Raw genomic sequence first — 24,914 nt, 5'->3', positions numbered from 1 at the left:
GTTTCGCGACGATATTTAATTGCCTGTACAACCGGAGATGCGCTAACATCGCCGGTTTTTTTATTCGGCAAAAGTTAATGTTGGGTATTGTTTATAAGGCATACGTGTTTAAGGATGAACAATAGCTTTTGGTTGTACATATCGTTGACACTCCGGGTTAGGGAGGTGTATGTTTGGTTGACGGATATTATATAAGATTCCTGGTGGGGAATGCTTTGAATGCGTTTGTTAAGTGCTCACTTAGTTATAAATAGTTACCTTATGCCCATCCACCGAATATTTGATGCCGGCTGTATATTCCAGCATTTTTAATACCTGTGAGATGTTGTAATTGCGGGAAATTTTACCGCTGATTTCATCCGCAGACGGTGTACCTGTATACACAATTTCTACGTCGTACCATCTGGCGATCTGGCGCATAATGGTGGGCAGATTCATATCACGGAAGGCGAATTGGTCGTTTTTCCATGCAATGGCTTCTTCGGTGTCTACTGTTTTTACCTGCAGGGCTCCGCTGCTGGCATTGATGTTGGCTTGCTGACCTGGTGATAAAATAGTTTGTCCGTTGTTGCTGCTTACTTTTACGGCTCCTTCCAGCAGGGTGGTCAGGGTCGTTTTCTCATCGGTGTAAGCATTGATATTAAAATGAGTACCGAGTACTTCTATGGTTGATTTATTGGTGTGCACGGTAAATGGTTTGGCAGCATTCGCAGCTACTTCAAAGTAAGCTTCTCCCGAAAGCTCTACGGTTCTGGTATTTCCCACAAAAGCGGTGGGATATTTCAGGGAGCTGGCCGCGTTTAACCAGGCTTTGGTGCCATCGGGCAGGGTTACCTGATATTCGCCTCCACGGGGAGTGGTGAGGATGTTGTATTGCACGGCTGCATTGGCGGTGGTGGAGCCACTATAGGCCAGTTCTCCGCCATTGGTTTGCACAATTTTCACATTGCCTTGTTGGGCCAGCGTACCGGTACGGCTGCTATCCAGCGTAATCTGAGAGCCATCGGCCAGCTGTAAGGTCGCTTTGGTGATGCCGGGGGCGATATCGTTTTTTATCTGGCTCTGGCCGGCCAGTTTCACGGGCGCTGTTGTATGGTTGTTTTGCCACCACCAGGCACCGGCAGCCATTAGTAATACGCCTGTAGTCACCGCAGCTACCATCACGCCTATACGACGTGGTCGCTTCCGGATATCAACGGTTACCGCGCGGGTAGCCAATACCTGTTGCAGCATGGCAGCGCTCTCGGCTTCGCTGAAATGTGGCGTATCCGGCAGCAGTTCTTCCCAGGTTTCATTCATCAGCTCTTTCACGAGGGCATCGTTTTCCGGTTGGGCAATCAGCGCCATTAACTCCTGCTTTTCAGCCAGGGTCGCTGTTTTGTCGATATACCGATGAAATAATGCGATAAGCCTTTTGTCGTCCATGCTACGTGAATTAGCTGCCGTGTTTATGTTAAAGACACAGCGAATTAAAAAAAGGGGGTATTGCCCAGGAAATTTTTTTTATAATTTATGATGGAAGCATAAAAAAACGGGTGCCAGCAGGGGCGCATTGATTTTAATAAAGTTAGCAATCGCCTTTACGGAGAGCTGCACATACTTCTTGACCGTTTCCTTTGAAATACCCATTTGCCGGGCAATTTCGGCATGTTTCAGCCCTTCTTTGCGGCTAAGGAGGTATACCTGCTGCTGCTGGGGAGGTAGTTGTGCCACGGCATTATCGATTAAAGAAAAATAATCGGTGTCTGCAGTACTGATTTCCGTGACAGGTGAGGTAGCTGTGCTCACATATTGCCCATATTGAACCTGCTTTTTACGGTCGTTGGCGGATTTACGCAAACAGTTGAGCGTATAATTGCGGGTAAGTATAAAAAGATAAGCGGTAAACTTTTCTACAGCGTACAGCTCCTGCCGGGTCATCCAGATTTTTATAAAAACGTCCTGCACTATTTCTGCCGTCATTTCTGGGGACTCTGTCAATGTCATTACAAACGTTCCCAAAGGTTGATGATAGGCGTTAAACAGGGCAGTAAAAGCCTTTTCATCTCCTCCGGCTACCTGTGCCAGCAATATTGATTCATTATGAACAGACGTTAGCGCCAATCTTTATGAAATGGTTTTGATAAATTTAGGAAAAACGATAAAATAGTTCAAAACTGGTTGATAATTGTACCCGGTATGCTTTCGGGTGCTAAATATAAAACCTTAATCCGGAATTATTATCCGGTAGCTGGTACACAATGGGGAACAGCAATACTTTTATCAGGTGATAGCATCGCCGATCAGGCAACAGGTGTTGTTGCTTCCAGGAAGTCGGTTAACTCTTCGATAGTTTGTCTGGCGGTGCGACCTACCCCAATGATAGTCGCAGAGGCAAAGCCGGTCCATGATCCATATCCCATTAACCAGAGGCCATCAATAGCCGTAGCGCGCGTGCCCTTTGTATGGATTTTTCCATCGCCTTGTGTAATGCTTAATGGCGTCAGGTGCGAGAGGGCGGGTTTATAGCCGGTACAAAAAATCACTGCATCAGCGGGTTCTTTCCAGCCGCTGGTCCATCCCAATCCGGTTTCATAAAAATGATCAAAAGGAGGAAGTACATTTTCATATGCCCCTCTTTCACGGGCCTCCTTCACGGAGGGCACCATTACAATTTTTCCAATAGAGAGTGGCTGGTAATCTTTTCCTTGTTTCTGGGCCTCGTATTGTTGCGTGGCCGCGTCAAACAGATCTTTCCCATCTATATCATCCGGCAGAAACTCCGGTGGTTTGCGGGTGATCCACACCGTGTCGGCTACCTGGGATAGTTCTGCCAGAATCTGTGCACCGGAATTGCCTTCGCCTACAATGGCCACCCGCAGGCCGGTAAATGGCGCGGGCTCCTGGTACTGCGACGCATGTATTAACGCACCCTGAAAAACGTCCATACCCGCTATTTGCGGCGTATATGGATTGGTATAAATACCGGTAGCGCTGATGACTGTTTTGGCGAAATAATTTCCGGCGCTGGTGGCCAGTGTAAAAATACCTGCTTCTTTATGTACAGCAGTTACTTTCACGGGTCTGACTACGGGGAACTGATACCGTGCTTCGTATGCCTGGAGGTATTGCAGAAATTCTTCACGGGAGGGATAATAATGTTGTCCGCCTGGCATTAATACACCGGGAAGGGAGCTCCATTGCGCTGGTGAAAATAATGACAGGGAGGCCCAGCAATGTTGCCATGCCCCACCGGGCTGCGTTTCACTATCGAGAATCAGGTAGTTGAAGTGGGTTCTGCGGAGGTAATAAGCCGCCGCCAGGGCGGTTTGGCCGCCACCTATAATAATCACATCGTATATCGTGCTGCCTGCTGTTGTCATATCGCCCAAGTGTTAGGAACTCCTGTGAAGATAAAAACCTTATGCGGAATGCTGTTCTTTTTTATATCTCCCAAGGGCGATTATTACCAAATTGTTAACCCGTAAAACCGACTAGGAGTATTTTAATTCACGAACGTACTCTTTCTGAAAACACCCAAAGCAGGGATATGGATAAACAGTTACTTGAAAAGTATTTTAAAGGAGATTGTTCCGAACAGGAAGCCAGTACCGTAGAAGGTTGGCTGAATGGAGGTGATACTCCGTTACTGGACGAGTTTATGATGGAGCAATGGAAGGCTATTGATGAACCGGTGGTGATGAAACCTAAAATATACCGGCGTTGGTATGGGGCAGCAGCTGCAGTGCTAGGGACCATTGCAGTAGCCACTTTTTTCTGGCAGCAACGTGCGGCACCACGTCCGGTAGCAGTGAAATGGGATACGCTGAGTAATAGAACCAACAACATACAATTATTTACCATGACAGATGGTAGTGAAGTATGGTTGAATGCTCATTCTGCCGTTATCTGTGAACCGCAATACAATAAAAAACGGCGGGAGCTGTGGTTGAAAGGAGAAGCTTATTTCAAAGTAGTGAAAGATGACCAGCGTCCTTTTTTGGTGCATACTGGTAATGTTACTACTACCGTATTGGGTACTTCGTTTAACATTGCCACTGCCAATAAAGCCGATGGCAGCATACAGGTAAGTTTGGTGGAAGGAAAAGTAGCGGTGAGTATGCCTGATAATGCGGATAAAATATTGTTACCTGGACAAATGTTGCAGTACGTACCCGGGAAAGATCCACAGCTGCTGGCATTTGCTGATAATGAAGTGTTGGACTGGAAGAAAGGAAAAATTTATTTCGATAATACCCTGTTAGCCGATGCGCTGGCGAAATTACAGCAGCGCTATGGTTGCAAAATTGTACTGGAAGAAAAACAATTAGCAAAAAAGAAGATCTCAGGTGAATTCAGCCGGGATATGCCTTTGGAAAGAATATTATCCAGCCTGGGATATGTGCATAACATCGCATTTGTTCAGATAGATGATAGCACGTTCCACGCACGCAGCAAAAGTAGCATTCATCATTTAAATCAACATAAAAAATAAAGTACAGCCTTATGCTCCGTTGATGCGATAGAGCTCTGATAATATCTTCTTGTTTTGTGATTTATTAAAATTCCTATGAGTAAGAAATGTCTTGTTGCTGTAGCAGCGATGTTGGTAGTGATGTTGGGTAACAGGGCTGATGGCTGGACAAGACTATAACTAAACCCACTGATAACATCATGCACCCCGCTAAAAAACATATAACCCGTTTACTTCCATATCTCCTGTATGGAATGGGCAGCTTATCCGTTATAGCGGCTGGCTGCAAAAAAAATGATGAGGTGAAACCTCCTGCTTCACCGGATATTAAAATGGAAATGATCCCTGTTTCCGATACCCTCCGGCATGTGATTGCCACCAACACGTTATTGACCGCCAACCATCCCTGGTATATTGATGGTTGGGTGTATGTAACCAATGAGGCCACATTACGGGTGGAAGCAGGTACTACGATACATGTATTGCCTTCGGCCATTAATAAAAAAGATGGTAGTGGTAGCGGTGGATTGATTATTACCCGCGGCGCGCATATCTGCGCACCCGGTACCGCTGAGCGGCCCATCGAAGTTAATGTGACGAAGACGACCCTCAACGGTGCTTCCGGTATCATTGTGTTGGGAAAGGGGGCTGTGGAAAAGAAACATCTGATGCTGGATAACCCTGATGCCCCTACGCTCAGTCATCTGAGCTATGGCGGAAAAGAGCCGGACGATAGTTCCGGCGTATTGAAACATCTGCATATTAACTACTACCGTATTGCGGGAACAGGATTCATCGGCGGCTTATTGCTGCTGGGAACGGGCAGCCGCACTGCTGTTGAACATATTACATTAGATCCTTTACCTGTGAAGCAGTCGGCGTTAAAAACCGCCAGGTTGCATTAAAAGACACAAGTAATGCGGAAACCCTATTTGAATCTTTACGCATATGCCGTTGTTGTTAGCCCCTTTTTCCCTTCTTTTATTTTGGTAAGATGACCACACTATTTAAGGCTGCCTGATGCCGCGCATCATATACGTTGGTGCGTGCAGGTGAGTTGCTTTTCGGTGCTGTGCGGGCGTTGCCGGCAATCACGGCCAATGCTTTTGCCACTGATTGATTTCCTGTTGGGTAACGGGGCCGGTAGGTACAGCCGGGGAATCGTCTTTTTTGCTACAGGCGGCCAGCAGTACAATCATGCACAGTACAAACAAAGTGTTAGGAAATCTCATGTTTAAAATTTAGGAAAGGTGGCAGACAAGGTTATTTCCGTCTTTCTATATCAACATAAAAATGGTGGCTTAACTCTTTCCGGATATATTGAAGGGCAGCGGTAAGGTGATTTTTTACGGTAGCGGGCGAGATAGATAATTCCTGACCTATTTGTTTATGACTATAGCCATGGTCGCGGCTTAGCGTATATACATGACGGCGCTGCTCCGGCATTCTTTCTACCAGCTTCATCAACTGTGAGCTAAATTCTTTTTGAAGAAATGCATTTTCACCGCTACCGGTGCTGTGCGGTTGATCCTGGGCAGCTTGCGACAGCGCCTTTCTTTCCCGGTACAGTTTACGGCTTTCATCTATCACCAAATGTTTCACATACACAAACAGCAAAGGAAAAACATCCTGGTCTTTTTTCACCTGATCTATGTTTTCCCACAAACGAACAAAACATAACTGGGTGATTTCCTGCGCTCTGGAAGCATCATTGGTTAACTTAAAAGCAAACCGGTAAACTTTCGCATTGTTCTCCTCAAATATTTTTTCAAAAAGTGCTTTAGGAGGGCTATCAGACATAGTTCGAGGTTGTAACTTGATCCGGATATAAATATAAGGCGGCTATGTTACAGGAATGTTAAGCCGTCTCTTTTTCTGGAAAATGAAATGGTGATGACAATGGCAGGATGGGGACCCGATAAAATCCGTATTTTTGGATATTTGCTTATTTGATGAGAAAATGAAAAAAGTTCGCTTACCCGTTAGGAATATACCGGGGTCCAATGATACGGAGTTCGATTTCTTTAAAGGAAATGAAACGCTGCAGGCGGGCCATCCGGTGATGAATGATTATTATACCCTGCTGATTGTGTTATCTGGCAGTGCGGAGATGACAGTTGGCTATCATAATTTTACCGTATCGGCTTCGCATGTGGCTATTGTGTCACCGCATGTTATTTATATGGCCGATGAGATCACCGATGATCTTGAGGCGTTGCAGATTGTTTTCACGAAGGGGTTTTTATACAAAACACATGTCCGGGAAAACATTATTGATGAACTGCTGCATTTAAATCCGGACTTTCCACCGCTATATCCACTGGAGCAGGAAGCCTTCCGCTGTATGCAGGCCAAATTCAATGCCATTGCGAAGGAAAAGAAAAAAGGAGGTCCATTTCACCTCAATATTATCCGGCTTGTTTTGATGGAGCTGTTGTACTACTATAATCGCGCCTGCGAGAAATGTTTGCTTCGTTTTAAAAAGAATATGAACCGGCAGTATCAGTTGACCTATCAGTTTAAACAGTTGGTGGAAACGGAGTTTGCACAGCAACGGGGCATCAGCTCGTATGCCGATTCACTGGGTGTTACTTCAAAACATCTGAGTGAAACCGTAAAGGAAGAAACGGGTAAAACGGCGCTGGAAATTATTCACGAGCGCATGTTGCTGGAAATACAATATTTACTAAAGCATTCTGAGTTGTCTGTAAAAGAAATCGGGTATAACCTTCAGTTTGATAGTCCTTCTCACTTCAGCCGTTTTTTTAAATCCAAAACAGGCATTACGCCCGGTCAATATCGGGAGAATCCGTAGAAATGGTGATTGTTTCCGAAGTATAGGAGTTGCTGTAATGCGCTACTCCAGCGAATTTTGTATCCAATTAAATACAAGATATGGATACAAGTATAACAACGGACATAGTCCAAAAGGCGGGATGGGCGGAATTGTTTGCTGGAAGTAATAAATATAAAGCCATAGGGCTGGCGCTGGGAGTAGTATTGCACGTTACCAACATTTATTTATCTGCTACTATCATGCCTTCTATTGTCGCCGAAATTGGCGGGTTGGCATATTATGCATGGAATACGACGGCGTTTGTAGTCGCATCTATTATTGGGTCGGTTATTTCTGCGAATGGGCTGGCGCGTTTGGGGCCGCGTAAATCCTATCGGCAGGCGATTATTTTCTTTGGTATCGGAACGGTGATCTGTATGGCTTCTCCTACCATGTACGTGATGCTGTTGGGAAGGTTCATACAGGGGATAGGCGGAGGGTTGCTGTTTGCACTTTCTTATGCCATGATACGGATTGTTTTTGAACCCGCTTTGTGGGTCAGGGGAATGGCGTTGGTATCAGGGATGTGGGGGATTGGTGCTTTCACCGGACCGTTGATTGGTGGCATCTTTGCGCAGTATGGGCATTGGCGGCTGGCCTTTGCAGCTATTTTACTGATCAGCATTATTTTGCTGCTGATTATCCAGTCGGCATTGCCTGCGCAACATGAGGGCAGCGCACCAGCACGGGTTCCTTATATGAAATTAACGTGGCTGGTATTGGCGGCGTTGTCAGTTTCTATAGGCGGCGTGATGGAAAGTATCACGGCAAATATTGCAGGAGTGGGCATAGCATTGCTTTTTATGGGGATACTGGTATCCACGGAGCGCGTTGGTAGTATCCGGTTATTACCTACAGGCGCTTATCGTTTCTTTTCGCCATTGGGGGCTATTTATGTGGTGGCCGTGTTGTTAACTATTGTGGCGGCGATAGAAATATTCATCCCTTATTTTGCGCAAACCATTCAGGGATTTTCACCACTGGAAGCCGGCTATGTCACTATCCTGGTGGCTATGGGGTGGACGGCTGCCTCTCTTATTTTTGCGGGTATGCCGGTGAAATTTTTGCGGACTTTAACGCTGGCAGGTGCGGTGTTAATGTTAATGGGATTATCCGGGCTTACTTACCTGGCATCGAAAGACAATAGTATTGCTCATCTGATATTGATGTGCGTGAGTTTGTTACTGGTTGGTGCCGGCATAGGCAGTTGTTGGCCACACCTGATTGTACATGTGTTTTCCTGGGCGCCTGCCGGAGAACAAGAGCTGACTTCTTCCTCTATCACTACCGTTCAATTGATTGCGATGACCTTTGGTGCCGCACTAGGTGGTGTGATTACCAATGCGGGTGGTATGACAGTACCCGGCGGATTGGAAGGAGCGAGTAGGGCAGCTACTTTGTTGTATAGTACTTTCCTGGCGGCGCCCGTCCTGGTGCTGTTGGTGCTGGCGGTGAACCGGTATTATGGGAAGATGGCCGATTAAAGGTTATCTATTACTTCTTTGTATCCTCTTCCAATAGGCAGCTGGATGCCGTTTAATTCCACCATTTCTGCCGTATAAGCGTCAATTTTATGTACGGCTACAATGAACGACCGGTGTATACGTTTGAAGGCATTGGCGGGGAGTAACGCTTCAATTTCATGGGTACTCATTTTAGAGAGGTATTCATTTTTGATGGTGACGATTTTTACATATTCCCGCTGGCTTTCAATGTATAAAATCTCAGAGAATAGCACCTTTACTTTCCGCTTTTGTACATTCACGAAAATAAAGTCTTCCGCTGTTTGGCGGGAGACTTTTGTCTGCGCAGCATTCACTTTATTAACGGCCGTCAGGAACCGTTCAAATTCAATGGGCTTCAACAGGTAGTCGGTGACATTCAGGTTGAAGCCTTCTACAGCATATTGATGGTAGGCGGTGGTAACAATGACTGCCGGCGGATTGGCCAGTGTTTTCAGGAAAGCCATTCCTTTTAGTTTTGGCAGATGGATATCCAGAAAAATAAGGTCGGTAGTATGCTGTTGGAGGAATTCGGAAGCAAGAATAGCATCTTTACATACCTTTTGTAATTCCAGGAAGGGTACATCTGAGATATAGTCGCAGAGTACTTTTGCTGCCAGTGGCTCGTCTTCTATGATGATACACTTTATTTTAGGCATGATGTGCAAGATTTATTTTCAGGGTAGCGGTGAATACATAGTCGCCGGGTACAATATGGAGTTGATAGTCTGTATATAGCAGCTGTAATTGTCGCCGCAGGTTAGAAAGACCAATATTCTCTTTTACCGGTTGCTCGCCGGCTGTATCGCCGGTGGAATTTTTTACGACGAACAGCAACTGTTTATTTTTGATGGAGAGATGGATATCCACGAAGGGCTGTTCCCTCGTTTCTGAAACCCCATGCTTGAAGGCGTTTTCCACCAGTGGAATCAGCAGCAGGGGCGGCAACGATTGTTTCTGATCATCAAGATCATAGTTAAAGTTGATACGTAATGAATCATCATAGCGTAGTTTTTCCAGCGCGATGTAGTCGTCAATAATTTTAAGATCCTGTTCCACTGCGATATACGGGCCGCTGGTTTCGTATAGCATATACCGTAGTATTTTGGATAACCGCAGGATGGACTCCGGCGCAAGATCTGATTTGTCTCTTGCCAGTGAGTAGATATTGTTGAGGGTATTGAATAAAAAATGTGGATTCGTTTGGGACTTAAGATAGTTCAGCTCGGCCTGTTGACTTTCGATGCGTAATTGCTGCGCTGTTTGTTTCAATCTTACGTAATTATAAATATGCCGGATAACACCAAAGAATATCACGGAGCCGAGGGCATATCCGGTAAGGTCGCCAATCCTGGAATCGATGGAAATAGGCTTACCAAGTGGCGTATAAATATGCAGCGTTACTCCCAGTGTTCGCCACAGGTAGAATCCCAGTGAAAAGATGAATACATAGGGTATCAGCAGCAAGAAAGAACGGATAAATTTTTGCCAGCTTAATTTAGACAGGGTACGCTCAAATAGTTGATAGTTAGCGATCGATAAATAGATGGTCAGCCAGGTATCATTCACTATCCGCAGCGGGAAGTTGCTGGCATCATCCGCTGCATCTGCCACCAGATTTAGCAGCAGAAAAGCAGGTATTAACCATACGTATAGCTTAAATCGCTTGATGTCGGATAGCTTCTTCATGTGACTGTTTGCTGGGATAAATGTCGATAAATATTTTACATCCTCCTAATCTCTCCCCCAGGTATACAATAGTGTGTTGTTTGTTTACCAATACCCGTTGTTCGTTGACAACGCAATAGGACGGTGGTCCTTATTTGCTAACCTTGTACAACAAACAACCAATAACATGAACAAGCTAATACAGTTCGGCGAAATAGTAGCGGGATATGATATCCCCGTGCTGAATGAAAGAGAAATCAGGGCTGCCGCGGGCATCCTGTTTCTACTCACTTATACCTCTTTAATGTTTATTCTTTTTGATGGTAATTTTATATTGGTAAAATATTTTATTCCCATCTTCCTGCTGGATTTGCTGATACGGGTATTTATTAATCCCCGGTATGCTCCGGCCTTGATCATCGGGCGTTTTATGGTACGTAACCAAACGCCGGAGTATGTGGGCGCCAGGCAAAAACGATTTGCATGGAGTATTGGCATTGTGTTGTCCGGAGTGATGTTTACTTTCCTGGTAGTTGTCAATGCCTACAGTTTTATTACGGGTATTGGCTGTCTGATTTGCCTGATATTCCTGTTTTTTGAAGCCGTATTTGGCATTTGCTTAGGCTGTTTGGTGTATCCGCTCTTTTTTAAAGATAAAGTACAGTACTGCCCTGGAGAGATTTGTGATACCCGTTTTAAACAGCCTATTCAAAAGATCTCTGCAGCGCAATGGGTGGTATTGCTGTTGTTTGCGGTGAGTGTTTTTCTATCGCCACAGGTATTACAGAAAACATTCAGTAAGCCACCGCATGATTTATTTAAATCCGCTAAATCCAGGTAAGTATGATACCAGGGGCCATCACGGGTAGCAGCAGTTTGGAAAATTACTTTGCTGTCTACCGGAAAAACATCATCGGATATCAGCAAAAATTTAATACTCCTTATGGGGAGCAAACACTCCTGTATGCCGACTGGACTGCCAGTGGCCGCGCTTATGGACCTATTGAGCAATATTTGCAGCAGGAGATATTACCTTTTGTGGGGAATACACATACCACTACTACGGTAACGGGCACACGAATGTCTGTTGCATATGAAAAGGCGAAGCAGCTGATTAAATCGCATGTCAATGCCCATGAGCAGGACGCCCTGCTTTTTTGTGGCAGCGGTATGACCAGCGCCGTTAATAAATTGCAACGGTTATTGGGATTGCGGTCTGCTGATGAAAAACCAGTGGTTTTTGTAACACATATGGAGCACCACAGTAATCATTTGAGTTGGCTGGAAACCAATGCCACGGTAGAGATAATTGAAGCAGATGAAAATGGAAATGTGAGTTTGGCACACTTTCGTTCCTTGTTGGAACGGTTCAAACATCGCCGGAATAAGATGGCCGCGGTAACAGCCTGCTCCAACGTGACGGGTATTTACACGCCTTACCATCACATTGCTGCGTTGATGCATCAATATGGCGGCCGGTGTTTTGTGGACTTTGCGTGTGCCGCGCCTTACTGTGCTATCGATATGCATCCTGCTGCCGGAGATGCGTACCTGGATGCCATTTATTTTTCTCCGCATAAATTTTTAGGTGGGCCTGGTACCCCGGGTGTTTTAATTTTTAATAAGAAGATGTACCACAACGGGGTACCGGATCATCCGGGCGGCGGCACGGTGGTTTACAGTAATCCCTGGCAGGAGCGTGTTTATATCACAGATATTGAACAGCGGGAGGATGGCGGCACACCACCATTTTTGCAAGGCATCAAAGCCGCGATGTGTATACGTTTGAAAGAAGCCATGGGCGTGAATAATATCCTGCGGCGGGAAGCGGAATTGCTGAAGATTATTTTTGAAAGAGCCGCTGCTATACCCGGGTTGCACTTATTGGAGCTTCATGCCACACGAAGAGCCGGCGTAGTATCGTTTATAGCGGATGGGGTGCCTTACGCTTTATTTGTAAAACTGCTCAACGATAAATTCGGCATTCAGATGAGAGGTGGTTGTTCCTGCGCCGGTACTTACGGGCATTGGTTGCTGGCGGTGGATAAACGGGCGTCTTATGCCATCAGAGATGCTATTCTTTCCGGTGATTTATCGTGTAAGCCGGGATGGGTGAGGTTATCGGTGCATCCTACCATGACGAATGCAGAGATGCATTTCATCATGAATGCCGTGGCGACAACGATGGCGAATGTGGTAGCATGGCGGGAGGATTATGAGTATGATATGGCCACTAATGAATATTATTTTAAAGGTATTAAGGACGGAGAACAGGCAGTGGTAAATAGCTGGTTTAATCCGGATACCTGGCAGGAATAAACGAAAGTCTATTCCTGCCGGTCGCTTATTTTCACCCGCCGTAGGATAAATAAATGGTTATACTAACAATTCAACGATAGAACTTTTTTTTGAAACAAACCGTATATTCGGTATCTTTGAAAGATGGAAAATGCCTACAAAAGGAAAAAGGAACCGGAACTGAATAAGCAGCTGATACTGGATGCGGCAACGGAAATAGGGGCGGCAGGCGACTGGCACCAGGTGACCTTTCAGGCGATTGCGGACAAAACTGGCTTGAGTAAAGGAGGTATTATCCATCACTTCAGGAACAAGGAGGAGTTGTTGGAAGAGTTGATAAAGCAGAGTTTAGGAGGATTAACGGAATGGATACAGGCGCACATGAAGGAGTCTGGCAATACCGATAAAGCTTATGCCTATTTGAAGTTTGTGATCGACAAAAGCAAAGATGAGAAGTACAAGCAATTGATGCGTGTGGTGATTAAAACGATCCTGGTGCATCCGCAATACAGGCAGCAATGGGATGACTGGTATGCTGAGCACATTATGCCAGCAAATGGTAAGGAGCAGAGCATGCAAAGCCTGGTCATGTTACTCGTCGCTGATGGCATTTGGTATTCAGAAGGTTTTGGTTTCTCTGTGTTAGACGATAAAAAGAAGCAACAACTATTGAAGCACTTGAAAGGATAGTATTTCCTGCGCCAACAATCATCATATATGAGTCAATCAAACGGACCTGTAGTACATGAGCATAAAACGTTTACGGATGTGGACTATGCAGAAAAACGTTTAATTAACAGAGAATTTTTGAAATGTGAATTTGTAGGTTGTGATTTTTCAAAGAGTGATCTCCGGGGCAATGATTTTGTGGACTGTCATTTCCGGCAGTGCAATTTTTCCATGGTAACACTGGATGGCGCTGGTTTCAGAGATGCGCGGTTTACCGGTTGTAAAATATTAGGAGTCGATTTCAGCCGGTGTAATAGCTTCATGTTCTCCTTTACCTTCGATGAATGTTTGTTGGATTATTCCACCTTTTTTGGTACTAAGCTGAGGAAGACCACCTTCCAGGATTGCTCCCTGAAAGAAGTTGATTTCACGGAAGTTGACCTGACGGCATCGGTCTTTCGGAATTGCGATTTAACTGCTACGAGGTTTTTACAAACCAATTTGGAAAAAGTAGATTTTAGAACTGCCTTGAATTTCTCCATAGATCCGGATGGTAACAAGATGAAGAAAACGAAGTTTTCTGCGATGAATCTTGCCGGGTTATTGTATAAATATAATCTGGATATTGAATGAGCATGTGAAAGGCTTCATGGAAGCCATGTGCCGGAAAGTTTTTGTGTTACAGTGTAACAGTTGTAGGTTAAGCAGTCACCGGTATAATCTTATACCGGTGTATTTTTTTATGTAAGGAAGTAGTAGAGTCGAAGTGTATTGTTGTGTTGAAGTTATTATAACCTTTTGGAAAAACAGTTTACCAATTATTTTTTGGTGTAAAATAAATTGTCATTTTCTATAGTGAAAGTGATTATCCAGTGCCTGAAATTTCCGATCTTAGAAGTGTAGTCATAATTTATTTTATAAGAAGTAATATATGAACAAGGAGAGCCAAAATATAGAGTGGAAGGAAACCTGGCGAGATGAGTATCTTAAGTGGATATGTGGTTTTGCAAACGCGCAAGGAGGCACTATTATAATTGGAATGAATGATGATGGGCAGGTATTGGGAATTACGAATGCACGTCACTTGTTGGAGGAAATACCGAATAAGGTAAGGGATGTATTAGGCATTATGGTAGCCGTGAATATACGGCAACAGAAACATATAGAATATCTGGAAATTCATGTGGATTCCTATCCTAGTCCGGTAAGTTATAAAGGACAATATTACTATAGGAGTGGTAGCACTAAACAGGAGTTGAAGGGCGCAGCGCTTGATAAATTTTTGCTGCAAAAGCAGGGGAAGCGCTGGGATGGAGTGCCTGTTCCGCATTTAACGCTGAGCAGTCTGAGTAAAGAAGCGTTTTCTTTTTTTCGTAAAAATGCTAGCAGGACAGGGCGTTTGTCAGCGGAGGTTTTAAAAGAAACGAATAGATTACTGTTAGAGAATCTTAAACTTTATGAAGGCGCCTATTTGAAACGCGCAGTAGTTTTACTTTTTCATCCCAACCCAGAAAAATTTGTTGCGGGTGCATTTGTTAAGATCGGGTTCTTCAGAACTGATGATAATTTGTTGTTTCAGGACACCATTCATGGGCATTTGTTTGAGCAGGTGAATAAAACTATGGACTTGTTATTGACAAAGTACATGAAGGCGGGTATTCGATATGACGGAATTAACCGGATTGAAGTTTATCCCTTTCCAGAGGCTGCATTGCGGGAGGCCGTTTTGAATGCTATTGCCCATAAAGATTATAGTAGCGGGATACCCATCCAGGTAAGTGTATATGAGGATAAGATTATGATCTGGAATTCCGGGCAACTTCCAGATCATTGGACGGTAGAGCGGTTAACGCGGAAGCATCCATCAGTTCCCTATAATCCTGATATTGCAATTGCTCTTTTTCGCGCCGGACTTATTGAAACCTGGGGAATTGGTACAATCAAAATGATTACTGAATGTAAATATGCAGGTCTGCCGGCGCCTGCGTTCAGTTATGATCCTACAGGGTTTATGATTGAGTTCCGTGAAAATGACGTAAATGTGGTGTCGGAGGGTGCGTCGGAGAAAATACCAAAAATGTCGGAGAAAACGTCGGAGAAAACGTCGGAGAAAATTATTGGTTTTATTAAGGCGAATTCGCAGATTACTATACAGGAGCTGGCGGCCAGAATAAATATATCTGAAAGATCTATAGAAAGAAATCTCCAAAAGCTACAGCATGAAAATAAGCTGGAGCGTGTTGGGCCGGATAAGGGAGGGCATTGGAGGATTATACGTTGATGTTGTATCAGTTTTTAGTGGTCTCAGCATTAAGCATTGGTGATTGTACATATCCTACAATGTTAACTTATGCCGCGCTGCTTACACCACAGTTACCTTTACACCCAGATCCTCCATTCTTTTCACCACATGTTCAGAGATACCGTTGTCGGTAATTACTTCATCGATATCTTCCAGTCCGCAGATCCTGCCGAAACCTCTTTTGCCGAATTTGCTGGAATCGGCCAGTACTACTGTTTTCTGCGCAGTCGCCATCATTTTCTGATTCAGGTGCGCTTCCATAATATTGGTGGTGGTTAATCCGAATTCGAGGTCAATGCCATCTACGCCGAGAAATAATTTACTACAGGAGAAGTCTTCCAGTATTTTTTCCGCATAAGGCCCTGTCACAGAAGTGGAGCTGTTGCGGAGATGTCCGCCCAGCTGTATGACTTCAATTTCCGGGCGGCGCAGCAATTCCAGTGCTACGTTGAGGGCGCCGGTGATGACGGTGAGCTTTCCTTTGGGATGTATATTTTTTGCAAGTGATAATACAGAAGTACCGGAGGCAATGATAATAGCATCATTGGGAACGATGAGTGCTGCCGCCGTTTGAGCGATCAGGTTTTTTTCTTCCTTGCGGATACTTTCTTTTTCGTTCACGGATTTATCGATCGTATAGGGATTTTGTACCGTGGCGCCACCGTGCGACCGGTACAAAAGCGCTTTATCTTCCAGCAGCTTGAGGTCTTTTCGTATAGTCACGCCTGATACATCCAGCTCTTTACACAATTCCAATACATTGACGTATCCTTTTTCATGCAGTTTACTCAGGATAAACTTATGACGTTCAGCAATATTGATCATAGACATATCAGCTAAAATTAACGCATTAAAATGGGTCTGCACAGTTTATTTATGAGCCCGTTGTAAATATCCGCTAATGATTCCATATTATTATTTATGGTTTCATTTTGTGGTAATCTTACCCGTTTGTTTTTAGGATTTTAGGAAGATGTGAAATAATTTGAAACATCTTTTTGAACAATCACATCTCGTTGCATATATGTAATTTATTGATTTTAAACTATATAAAAAAATACTTTGCTTTTATTTCCGTTTATCAATCTATTTCTTTGCTTTTTCATTTTATTTTATATTTTGGTTTCAAATTGGTTCTTTTTGTTTTAAAAATGACCGTATTGGAAGTAAGTGAAATAAATAATAAGGTATTTAAGTAATAAAATGAAAAGAACGGAATCGGTAAAACAGCTAAAAGCAGCCGGAGATCAGCCATGGGACCTGATCATCATAGGTGGAGGCGCCACTGGCCTGGGGATTGCCATGGATGCAGCTACCAGGAACTATAAAACGCTGTTGCTGGAACAAGCAGATTTTGCCAAAGGCACCTCCAGCCGGAGTACCAAATTGGTGCATGGCGGCGTAAGATATCTGGCTCAGGGCGACATCGCCCTCGTACGGGAAGCCCTATACGAAAGAGGTTTATTATTGAAGAATGCCCCGCACCTGGCGCATAACCAACAGTTCATTATTCCACATTACAGCTGGTGGCAGGGACCTTTCTACACCATTGGTCTTAAAGTATATGATCTGCTGTCCGGAAAATTAAGTCTTGGTCGTTCTCACCATATCAGCAGCAGCGAAGTGATCAACCGGCTGCCTACCATTCGTAAAGAGGGATTAAAAGGAGGCATCGTTTATCACGATGGCCAGTTTGATGATGCCCGCCTGGCAGTGGATATCGCCCGCACAGCTGCCGAAAATGGCGCGGTATTAATGAATTACTGCAAAGTAAACGGATTGCTGAAAACCAGCGCAGGCAAGGTAAACGGCGTACGTGCACAAGACCTGGAAACAGGCGAAACGTTTAACCTGTCCGCCAAAGCCGTGATAAACGCCACCGGCGTATTTGTAGATGAAGTATTACAACTCGATAACCCTTCCGCACCCAATATGGTGAAACCCAGTCAGGGTGTACACCTGGTGCTGGACGCTTCTTTTCTGAATAGCAACAGCGCTATCATGATCCCTAAAACGGATGATGGCCGTGTACTGTTTGCAGTGCCCTGGCATAATAAAGTGCTCCTCGGAACCACAGATACTCCATTAGATGAACATAGTCCGGAACCAATTGCACTGGAAGAAGAAATCAGCTTTATCCTGAATACGGCAGGGAAATACTTATCACGCCCGCCTGGCAGAAAAGACGTACTCAGCGTATTTGCGGGGCTGCGCCCATTGGCCGCGCCACAAAAAAATACCGGCAGCACCAAAGAAATTTCCCGTAGCCATAAAATACTGGTCGCGCCTTCTGGCCTTATTACCATCACCGGTGGCAAATGGACCACCTTCCGCAGAATGGCGGAAGACACCGTAGAACAAGCCATCAAAACTGGTGGACTCACACCGGCGGCCTGCAATACAAAGGAATTGCATATCCACGGTTATCAGCAGCGTCCTTCTGCACCGGCGCCACTGGATGTATACGGCAGCGATGCTGTGCGCATACAGGCATTGAGCAGTCTCCGCCCGGAACTGTCTGCCACGCTGCATCCGCAACTGCCCTATATCAAAGCACAGGTAGTATGGGCCGTACAACATGAAATGGCACAAACCGTGGAAGACGTGCTGGCACGGCGCTTACGCGCACTCTTTCTGGATGCGCAAGCCGCCATCGATATGGCGCCCGCCGTTGCCGCTATTATGGCGAAAGAAATGAATAAAGACGCCAGCTGGCAGGAACAACAAGTGAACAACTTTATACAGGTAGCACAACATTACCTGCTCCACAATGAAAGTATACACCAACAATTGAAGGTAACTGTATAGCATATACGAAAATAGACCACGTAATATCCACGTAACAAAAAAGAGAAACATGATCAAGTACGTTATGGCAATGGATCAGGGCACCACCAGTTCCAGAGCCATTATATTCGACCAGGCAGGCGCCGTTATTTCCACGGCACAAAAAGAATTTACCCAGCTATTTCCACAACCCGGTTGGGTGGAGCATGATCCCGCCGAAATCTGGAGCAGCCAGATCGGCGTGGCCACAGAAGCCATGGCCAAAGCAGGATTGGAAGGAGGTAACATTGCTGCCATCGGCATCACCAACCAAAGAGAAACCACGTTGGTATGGGATCGGGAAACCGGTAAACCTGTGTATAACGCCATCGTTTGGCAGGACCGCCGCACTGCGGAGTTTTGCGACCAGCTGAAAGCTGCCGGTCATGAAACCATGGTGCGTGAAAAAACAGGATTGGTCATCGACGCCTATTTCTCCGGCACCAAAATCAGGTGGATACTGGATAACGTACCCGGCGCACGTGAACGCGCCAACGAAGGCAAGCTGGCCTTTGGCACTGTAGATGCCTGGCTGGTGTGGAACCTCACCCATGGCGAAGTACATGCCACCGATATCACCAACGCTTCCCGCACCATGCTGTTTAATATTCACACGCAGGAATGGGATACCGAATTACTGACACTGCTCAATATACCTGCGTCTATGCTGCCGGCAGTGAAGCAGTCCAGCGAAGTATGCGGACAAACCGCCCCCGGCATTTTCGCGGTGCAGATTCCTATTGCAGGCATTGCCGGCGATCAGCAGGCGGCCCTCTTCGGCCAGATGTGTACTGCTCCCGGTATGGTGAAGAATACCTATGGCACCGGCTGTTTTATGCTCATGAATATTGGCAGCAAACCTATCATCAGTAAAAATAATCTCCTCACCACGGTAGCCTGGAAAATAAACGGAGAAGTGCAATATGCACTGGAAGGCAGCATCTTTATTGCAGGCGCTATTGTGCAATGGCTGCGGGATGGATTAGGCATCATCCGCGCTTCCTCAGAAGTAGAAGCCCTGGCCGCCAGTGTACCGCAAAACGATGGGGTTTATCTCGTACCAGCGTTTGCCGGTTTAGGCGCACCTCACTGGGATCAGCATGCCCGTGGTACGTTGGTGGGCATGACCCGTGGCACCAACGCGGCGCATATTGCCCGCGCTGCACTGGAAAGTATCGCTTATCAAACGATGGATGTGCTGAAAGCCATGGAAGCAGATGCTGGTATCAGTATCCGCGAACTGCGCGTAGATGGCGGCGCTACCGGAAATAACCTGCTGATGCAGTTCCAGGCCGATATCCTGGAATCTACGGTCGTACGCCCCGGTATAACGGAAACGACTGCACTGGGCGCCGCTTATCTGGCAGGCCTGGCCACCGGTTACTGGAAAGATATCGCCGCTATCAGCAGCCAGTGGCAAATGGAAAAATCATTCACACCAGCGCTGGCATCCGAACAACGAACGCTTTGGATCAACGGATGGAACAAAGCTGTACATGCAGCTAAAGCATGGGCTCACCAATAAATCATCTTACATTATGTATCCTTATTTAGCAGAATTAATTGGTACGGCCCTGTTACTCCTTCTGGGTAATGGCGTAGTAGCCAATGTAGTGTTACACGGCACCAAAGGCAATAACAGCGGATGGATTGTTATCACCACCGGATGGGCGCTGGCGGTATTTGTAGGCGTCGTATTCGCGGGGCCTTATAGCGGAGCACACCTCAATCCCGCTGTTACCCTGGCATTGGCTACTGCCGGTAAATTTCCCTGGAGAGATGTACCACTGTTTATTGCCATGCAGCTGCTCGGCGCTATGCTCGGCACCAGCCTGGTATGGCTGAACTACAAAGACCATCTCAATAAAACCGCCGATATCGGATTACAACGGGCCGTATTTTGTACGGAGCCGGCTATACGAAATCCGTTGCGCAATTTTATTTGCGAAGCTACTGGCACGTTTGTGTTGTTATTTACCATTTTCTATTTCACAGATGCGTCTGTTGGCGCCGAAAAAACGCCTATGGGCCTCGGTTCCCTTGGTGCTTTACCCGTAGCCTTGCTGGTATGGTCTATCGGCTTATCGCTGGGTGGTACCACTGGCTATGCCATCAACCCTGCAAGAGATCTGGGACCACGTATCATGCATGCACTGTTACCTATTCATGGAAAAGGTCATAGCGACTGGTCGTATGCATGGGTACCGGTACTCGGTCCGGTAGCTGGCGCTGTACTCGCCGCGGTTTTATATAAGCTGTTGGCTTTTAGCCATTGGCTGTCATCCATTGGCTGTTAGTCTTACGTCATAAAAATGAATACAATGAAAAATATGAAAACTATTGGCCTGATAGGATGTACAGTGGCCCTGTCGGCCCTATCCCTGCTGAATGCCTGTAAAACAAGCAAATCCACCACCAGTGCCGGCAATGGCTATCCGGCCTTTTACAAAGTAGGCCACCGCGGTACCCGCGGACTAATGCCGGAAAATACCATCCCTGCTATGTATAAGGGATTAGCTACCGGCGCCAACACCATCGAATTTGATGTGCATATCACGAAAGATGGACAGGTGGTGGTATACCATGATGCTTCCTTTACGCCGTCGTATACCACATCTCCCGAAGGGAAAGATATACCGGCAGAAAAAAGAGCGGACTATATTTTTTACCAGATGAACTATGCGGATATCCGCCCGTTTATTATCGGGGAGAAGTTTTATCCTGCTTATCCGGAACAACAAAAGATGCGATCCTACGCACCACTGCTGGGAGAAATGATAGACTCCGTAGAAGCCTATACGAAAGCAAACCATTTGCCACCGGCTTACTACCTGCTGGAAATTAAATCTTCCGAAAAAACAGACGGAAAAGAACAGCCTGCGCCGGAAGAATACATCACTACATTGATGGCAGTAAAACAACTGCAGCCATTAGGCAAACGTTTGCTGGTACAGTCGTTCGACATGCGTCCGCTGCAGGTCATGCACCGCCGCTATCCAGCTATTAAACTCGGCTTCCTCACAGACGATAAAAAGAATGGACTTGAGGAACACCTCAACCAGTTGGGCTTTACACCGTTTTTTTACAATCCGTACTATAAGCTGGTAACACCGGAGCTCATCGGGAAATGCCACGATAAACATATTCAGATTGTTCCATGGACAATAGACGATGTGACTGAAATGACAAGGCTGAAAGCCATGGGGGTAGATGGTGTCATCACCGATTATCCAAACAGGTTACAAGCGGCTGGAATTTGACCATTTTTTAATCAACCAACTAACAAAAAACACGTATGAAATTACTTGCACGATTCCGGCTGTTAAAGCCGGCTGTATTCCTATTGCTATGCATTGGGATCATCGGTAGTAACACTTTAATTTTACAGGCGCAGGACCATCCTGTTACCGGAAGAGTCATCGGCACTAACGGCGCCCCACTCATCGGCGTGAACGTACAGATTGCCGGTACCAATCGCGGCGCCGCTACAGATGCCACCGGCGCATTCAAACTCAACGCGCCGGCAGGCGCAGTATTGAAGCTCTCCTTCATTGGATATCTTCCGAAAGAGGTATCAGTTACTGGCAAACCTTTGCAGATAGTACTGCAGGAAGATGTACAGAAACTCAATGATGTGGTAGTAGTAGGTTACGGTACGCAAAAGAAGGCCTCTCTGACCGGTGCTATCACCACTGTGCAAATGAGTGATAAGGCAGGGCAACCTATTACCAACGTAAGTAATGCGCTACATGGCGTTCCTGGCGTATTTGCCAACCTCAGTAACAGTCAGCCGGGTGTTGACCGCAGTACCATCCGCATCCGCGGCGTTGGTACACTCAGCGGCGCCGATCCGCTGGTGCTGGTAGATGGTATCGAATATTCTATGGATGAACTGAATCCAAATGATATTGAAACCATCACCGTGTTGAAAGACGCCGCCGCAGCTATTTACGGCTCCCGCGCGGCCAACGGCGTTATTATTGTGACCACTAAAAAAGGGAAAGGCGCTTCACATGTGAACTACAGCTATTTCTATGGTCAGCAGAAAGCTACCTATCTGCCAGATGCTATCAATGATCCTATCGTGTATATGCGACTGAAAAATCAGGCGTTGAAAAACGAAGGCAAAGCGGCGGAATACAGTGATGCGGATATCGCTGAATATGAAGCCGGCATGAAAACAGATCCTTTCACTTATCCTGCAAACGATTGGTATAAAATAGCGCTGAAAAATGGGGTGATCCAGAAGCACGACCTGAGTATAGCCGGTAGCGGGGAGAAATATCAGTATCGCTTATCACTGGGTTACCTCGACAGAAACGGTATTCTCTTCGGACCCGGTAACCATGAAAAGAAATATTCCGTAGGCCTGAATGCTACCATGGATGTGAGCAAACGCTTGCGTGCAGGTATCACTTTGGATGGTTATTATCGTAATTATACTACGCCCTTTTATTCCGATAGCTGGTCTTATTTAGCACGCACCTTGCCCATCCTGACAGATACCCTGAAGGATGGTCGCTATGGTAATTCCTGGATGAGAACCACCGGCCGTAATAACTGGGAGAACCCACGCATGCTGGCTTTCAACGGACTGCAAACAAAAGTAGTGCAACGTTTTCTGACCACCGTTTTTGCAGAATACAAATTGCCGTTTGATATCAACTACAACATCAAATTCGGCGTAGATAAATACGATGGTTTACTCAATGGATTTACGCCGCGTATGCAAACCTTTGATCCCAAAACATTGAAGGCTACCAACTGGAATAGTCCGGCTACCGCACCAAGATCGGCCAAAACGGATTATAACAATATGAACATCCACTTTTATAACACGCTCGACTGGAAGAAATCGTTTGCGAAACACAACGTCAACGTGATGGCAGGAGCCAGTTATGACAATATGGATGCAGATACCTGGGCTGCCAGCATGTATGGCTACCTGGATGGCAGGCTGGATGCGTTGAGCGTGGGTACCACCTGGAATGCTACCAGTGGTAATATTACCCGTGATGTACTGGAGTCTTATTTCGGTCGCGCTAACTACGACTATGACGGCAAATATTTACTGGAAGCCGCTTTCCGTTATGATGGCTCCAGCAGGCTGGGTAAGCAAAGCCGTTGGGCATTTTTCCCATCAGTATCTGCCGGCTGGCGTATTGATAAGGAAGCTTTCTTCCATTCCGGGTTTGTCAATTTCCTGAAGCTGCGCGCCTCTGCCGGTCAAATGGGTAACCAGGCGGTGGACCTGTACAGCACACAGGCTTCCGTGGTGCTGGGCGAAGACTATAGCTTTGGCGGTGCGCTGAACTCCGGGGCAGCAAAAAAAGCGGATGCAGATTCTTCTCTCAGATGGGAAATCACCACTATCTATAATGCGGGTGTGGATATCAATATCTGGAAAAATCGTTTAGGCTTCACCGTTGATGCCTATCATAAAATGACCAATGGTATCCTCCGTTCTGTGGCATTGCCTTCACAGGTAGGCAATCTCACCGGTGCGAAGCAGAACGTAGGCGCCGTAAGGAATATTGGTCTGGAAACAACAGTACAATACAATGATCGTTTCGGCGCGCTGGATGTAAACGTTTACGGAAGCGTATCGTTTAACAAAAATGAAGTAACCGATTTGCACGGTGAAATTATTTACGGTTCAGGTACCATCACCCGTGAAGGATATCCGATTGATGCCTATTACCTGTTACAGGCAGATGGCATTTTTCAGTCGCAGGACCAGATTAACCACAGCGCAAAACAATCTGCCAACACCAAACCCGGTTATATCAAATTTAAAGATGTCAAAGAAGATGGTATTATTAATGGAGATGACCGGGTAATTGTTAACAGCTCTTCTTCTGTTCCTAAGACTACTTACGGTTTTGGCTTCAATCTGGGCTACAAGGGCGTAACGCTTACTGCCGCATTCCAGGGTATTGGTGGCATCAAAGCCTTGCCGGTAGCTAACCTGGCATTTCCTTTCAACAACGGAGCTAATGCCACCTGGGAGTGGACCAAAGATGCCTGGACACCAGACAATCCTAATGCCCGCCTGCCGATAGTGACTACCAGCACCGGTAGTATTGACAACTTCCAGCGTTCTACTTTCTGGTTAAGAGATAACTCGTACCTGAGATTGAAGAATATACAACTGGGGTATTCATTGCCACAAAGCATATTGTCGAAAGTGAAGATACAGAAGGTGAACTTTTTCATCAACGCAGAGAACCTGCTGACATTCTCCCGTTACAAGGACTTTGATCCGGAATCAGTATTGAATCAAACCGATTTATATACTTATCCGATGTTGAAAACCTTCAACGGCGGTGTTAACATTACGTTCTAAACCATCAATGATTA

The 24,914-nt window shown here is 45.8% G+C and carries 23 protein-coding genes; 14 read left to right on the top strand and 9 right to left on the bottom strand.

Going from position 1 to position 24,914, the window contains the following annotated elements:
- Positions 1-240: 240 nt before the first annotated feature.
- From AC1DFM_RS01850 to AC1DFM_RS01840, 3 genes are all read right to left on the bottom strand, one after another.
- A complete protein-coding gene (locus tag AC1DFM_RS01850) occupies positions 241-1,425 on the bottom strand; it encodes a FecR family protein (RefSeq protein WP_477075025.1) in 1,185 nt (394 codons plus the stop codon).
- A 78-nt stretch (positions 1,426-1,503) separates the two neighbouring features.
- A complete protein-coding gene (locus AC1DFM_RS01845) occupies positions 1,504-2,103 on the bottom strand; it encodes an RNA polymerase sigma-70 factor (RefSeq protein WP_477075024.1) in 600 nt (199 codons plus the stop codon).
- 179 nt (positions 2,104-2,282) lie between these two features.
- Positions 2,283-3,362: an ArsO family NAD(P)H-dependent flavin-containing monooxygenase gene (locus tag AC1DFM_RS01840; protein WP_477075023.1), complete on the bottom strand. Its 1,080-nt coding sequence runs from the start codon at positions 3,360-3,362 to the stop codon at positions 2,283-2,285.
- Positions 3,363-3,529: 167 nt separating this feature from the next.
- On the opposite strand from AC1DFM_RS01840, the gene AC1DFM_RS01835 reads away from it, so the two are divergent.
- Positions 3,530-4,474, top strand: a complete 945-nt coding sequence (locus AC1DFM_RS01835; RefSeq protein WP_477075022.1) for a FecR family protein — start codon at positions 3,530-3,532, stop codon at positions 4,472-4,474.
- Between the two features lie 179 nt (positions 4,475-4,653).
- Complete coding sequence (locus AC1DFM_RS01830; protein WP_477075021.1) at positions 4,654-5,358, top strand: hypothetical protein; 705 nt, start codon at positions 4,654-4,656, stop codon at positions 5,356-5,358.
- A 76-nt stretch (positions 5,359-5,434) separates the two neighbouring features.
- Here AC1DFM_RS01830 and AC1DFM_RS01825 read toward each other — a convergent pair whose 3' ends face one another.
- Genes AC1DFM_RS01825 through AC1DFM_RS01815 form a run of 3 tightly spaced genes read right to left on the bottom strand, consistent with a single transcriptional unit; the run spans position 5,435 to position 6,253 of the window.
- Entirely contained in the window at positions 5,435-5,566 is a 132-nt protein-coding gene (locus AC1DFM_RS01825) for a hypothetical protein (protein WP_477075020.1), read from the bottom strand.
- Positions 5,545-5,685, bottom strand: coding sequence for a hypothetical protein (locus AC1DFM_RS01820; protein WP_477075019.1), 141 nt, complete (start codon positions 5,683-5,685; stop codon positions 5,545-5,547). The genes AC1DFM_RS01825 and AC1DFM_RS01820 overlap by 22 nt, the downstream gene beginning before the upstream one ends.
- Positions 5,686-5,716: 31 nt before the next feature.
- The gene (locus tag AC1DFM_RS01815) at positions 5,717-6,253 is read right to left on the bottom strand and encodes an RNA polymerase sigma factor (RefSeq protein ID WP_477075018.1); all 537 of its coding nucleotides are present in this window, start codon (positions 6,251-6,253) and stop codon (positions 5,717-5,719) included.
- A 160-nt stretch (positions 6,254-6,413) separates the two neighbouring features.
- Here AC1DFM_RS01815 and AC1DFM_RS01810 point away from each other — a divergent pair, with 160 nt between their 5' ends.
- Both AC1DFM_RS01810 and AC1DFM_RS01805 read left to right on the top strand, forming a co-directional pair.
- Positions 6,414-7,268, top strand: coding sequence for a helix-turn-helix domain-containing protein (locus AC1DFM_RS01810; protein WP_477075017.1), 855 nt, complete (start codon positions 6,414-6,416; stop codon positions 7,266-7,268).
- A gap of 80 nt (positions 7,269-7,348) precedes the next feature.
- Positions 7,349-8,773, top strand: coding sequence for an MFS transporter (locus tag AC1DFM_RS01805; RefSeq protein ID WP_477075016.1), 1,425 nt, complete (start codon positions 7,349-7,351; stop codon positions 8,771-8,773).
- On the opposite strand, the gene AC1DFM_RS01800 is transcribed toward AC1DFM_RS01805, so the two are convergent.
- Both AC1DFM_RS01800 and AC1DFM_RS01795 read right to left on the bottom strand, forming a co-directional pair.
- Positions 8,770-9,450, bottom strand: a complete 681-nt coding sequence (locus tag AC1DFM_RS01800; RefSeq protein ID WP_477075015.1) for a LytR/AlgR family response regulator transcription factor — start codon at positions 9,448-9,450, stop codon at positions 8,770-8,772. The two genes, AC1DFM_RS01805 and AC1DFM_RS01800, sit on opposite strands and share 4 nt — an antisense overlap.
- Complete coding sequence (locus tag AC1DFM_RS01795; protein WP_477075014.1) at positions 9,443-10,480, bottom strand: sensor histidine kinase; 1,038 nt, start codon at positions 10,478-10,480, stop codon at positions 9,443-9,445. The genes AC1DFM_RS01800 and AC1DFM_RS01795 overlap by 8 nt, the downstream gene beginning before the upstream one ends.
- 166 nt (positions 10,481-10,646) lie before the next feature.
- Here AC1DFM_RS01795 and AC1DFM_RS01790 point away from each other — a divergent pair, with 166 nt between their 5' ends.
- The 5 genes from AC1DFM_RS01790 to AC1DFM_RS01770 all read left to right on the top strand — a co-directional run bounded on the left by AC1DFM_RS01790 (position 10,647) and on the right by AC1DFM_RS01770 (position 15,707).
- Entirely contained in the window at positions 10,647-11,300 is a 654-nt protein-coding gene (locus AC1DFM_RS01790) for a DUF4395 domain-containing protein (protein ID WP_477075013.1), read from the top strand.
- 2 nt (positions 11,301-11,302) lie between these two features.
- The gene (locus AC1DFM_RS01785; protein ID WP_477075012.1) at positions 11,303-12,778 is read left to right on the top strand and encodes an aminotransferase class V-fold PLP-dependent enzyme; all 1,476 of its coding nucleotides are present in this window, start codon (positions 11,303-11,305) and stop codon (positions 12,776-12,778) included.
- Positions 12,779-12,901: 123 nt separating this feature from the next.
- Entirely contained in the window at positions 12,902-13,447 is a 546-nt protein-coding gene (locus AC1DFM_RS01780; RefSeq protein ID WP_477075011.1) for a TetR/AcrR family transcriptional regulator, read from the top strand.
- A gap of 27 nt (positions 13,448-13,474) precedes the next feature.
- Complete coding sequence (locus tag AC1DFM_RS01775; protein WP_477075010.1) at positions 13,475-14,059, top strand: pentapeptide repeat-containing protein; 585 nt, start codon at positions 13,475-13,477, stop codon at positions 14,057-14,059.
- A 298-nt stretch (positions 14,060-14,357) separates the two neighbouring features.
- Positions 14,358-15,707 carry an RNA-binding domain-containing protein gene (locus AC1DFM_RS01770; RefSeq protein ID WP_477075009.1) on the top strand — a complete coding sequence of 450 codons (1,350 nt, stop codon included), beginning with the start codon at positions 14,358-14,360 and terminating at the stop codon, positions 15,705-15,707.
- 81 nt (positions 15,708-15,788) lie between these two features.
- Here the strand turns inward: AC1DFM_RS01770 and AC1DFM_RS01765 are convergent, their stop codons facing one another.
- Positions 15,789-16,559 carry a DeoR/GlpR family DNA-binding transcription regulator gene (locus tag AC1DFM_RS01765; protein WP_477075008.1) on the bottom strand — a complete coding sequence of 257 codons (771 nt, stop codon included), beginning with the start codon at positions 16,557-16,559 and terminating at the stop codon, positions 15,789-15,791.
- Positions 16,560-16,931: 372 nt separating this feature from the next.
- Between AC1DFM_RS01765 and AC1DFM_RS01760 the strand changes: the two genes are divergently transcribed.
- From AC1DFM_RS01760 to AC1DFM_RS01740, 5 genes are read left to right on the top strand one after another with little or no spacing between them, the layout of a single operon-like run.
- Complete coding sequence (locus AC1DFM_RS01760) at positions 16,932-18,536, top strand: glycerol-3-phosphate dehydrogenase/oxidase (RefSeq protein ID WP_477075007.1); 1,605 nt, start codon at positions 16,932-16,934, stop codon at positions 18,534-18,536.
- 49 nt (positions 18,537-18,585) lie between these two features.
- Positions 18,586-20,079: a glycerol kinase GlpK gene (gene glpK, locus AC1DFM_RS01755; RefSeq protein ID WP_477075006.1), complete on the top strand. Its 1,494-nt coding sequence runs from the start codon at positions 18,586-18,588 to the stop codon at positions 20,077-20,079.
- 13 nt (positions 20,080-20,092) lie between these two features.
- A complete protein-coding gene (locus AC1DFM_RS01750) occupies positions 20,093-20,851 on the top strand; it encodes an MIP/aquaporin family protein (RefSeq protein WP_477075005.1) in 759 nt (252 codons plus the stop codon).
- Between the two features lie 24 nt (positions 20,852-20,875).
- Positions 20,876-21,814, top strand: a complete 939-nt coding sequence (locus tag AC1DFM_RS01745) for a glycerophosphodiester phosphodiesterase family protein (protein ID WP_477075004.1) — start codon at positions 20,876-20,878, stop codon at positions 21,812-21,814.
- Between the two features lie 35 nt (positions 21,815-21,849).
- The gene (locus AC1DFM_RS01740) at positions 21,850-24,900 is read left to right on the top strand and encodes a SusC/RagA family TonB-linked outer membrane protein (protein ID WP_477075003.1); all 3,051 of its coding nucleotides are present in this window, start codon (positions 21,850-21,852) and stop codon (positions 24,898-24,900) included.
- The last annotated feature ends 14 nt before the right edge of the window (positions 24,901-24,914 follow it).

The organism is Chitinophaga sp. 05T412 (genome assembly GCF_056396465.1).
Note: the sequence above shows the minus strand (reverse complement) of the source record. Positions and strands in the feature narration are given on the sequence as shown.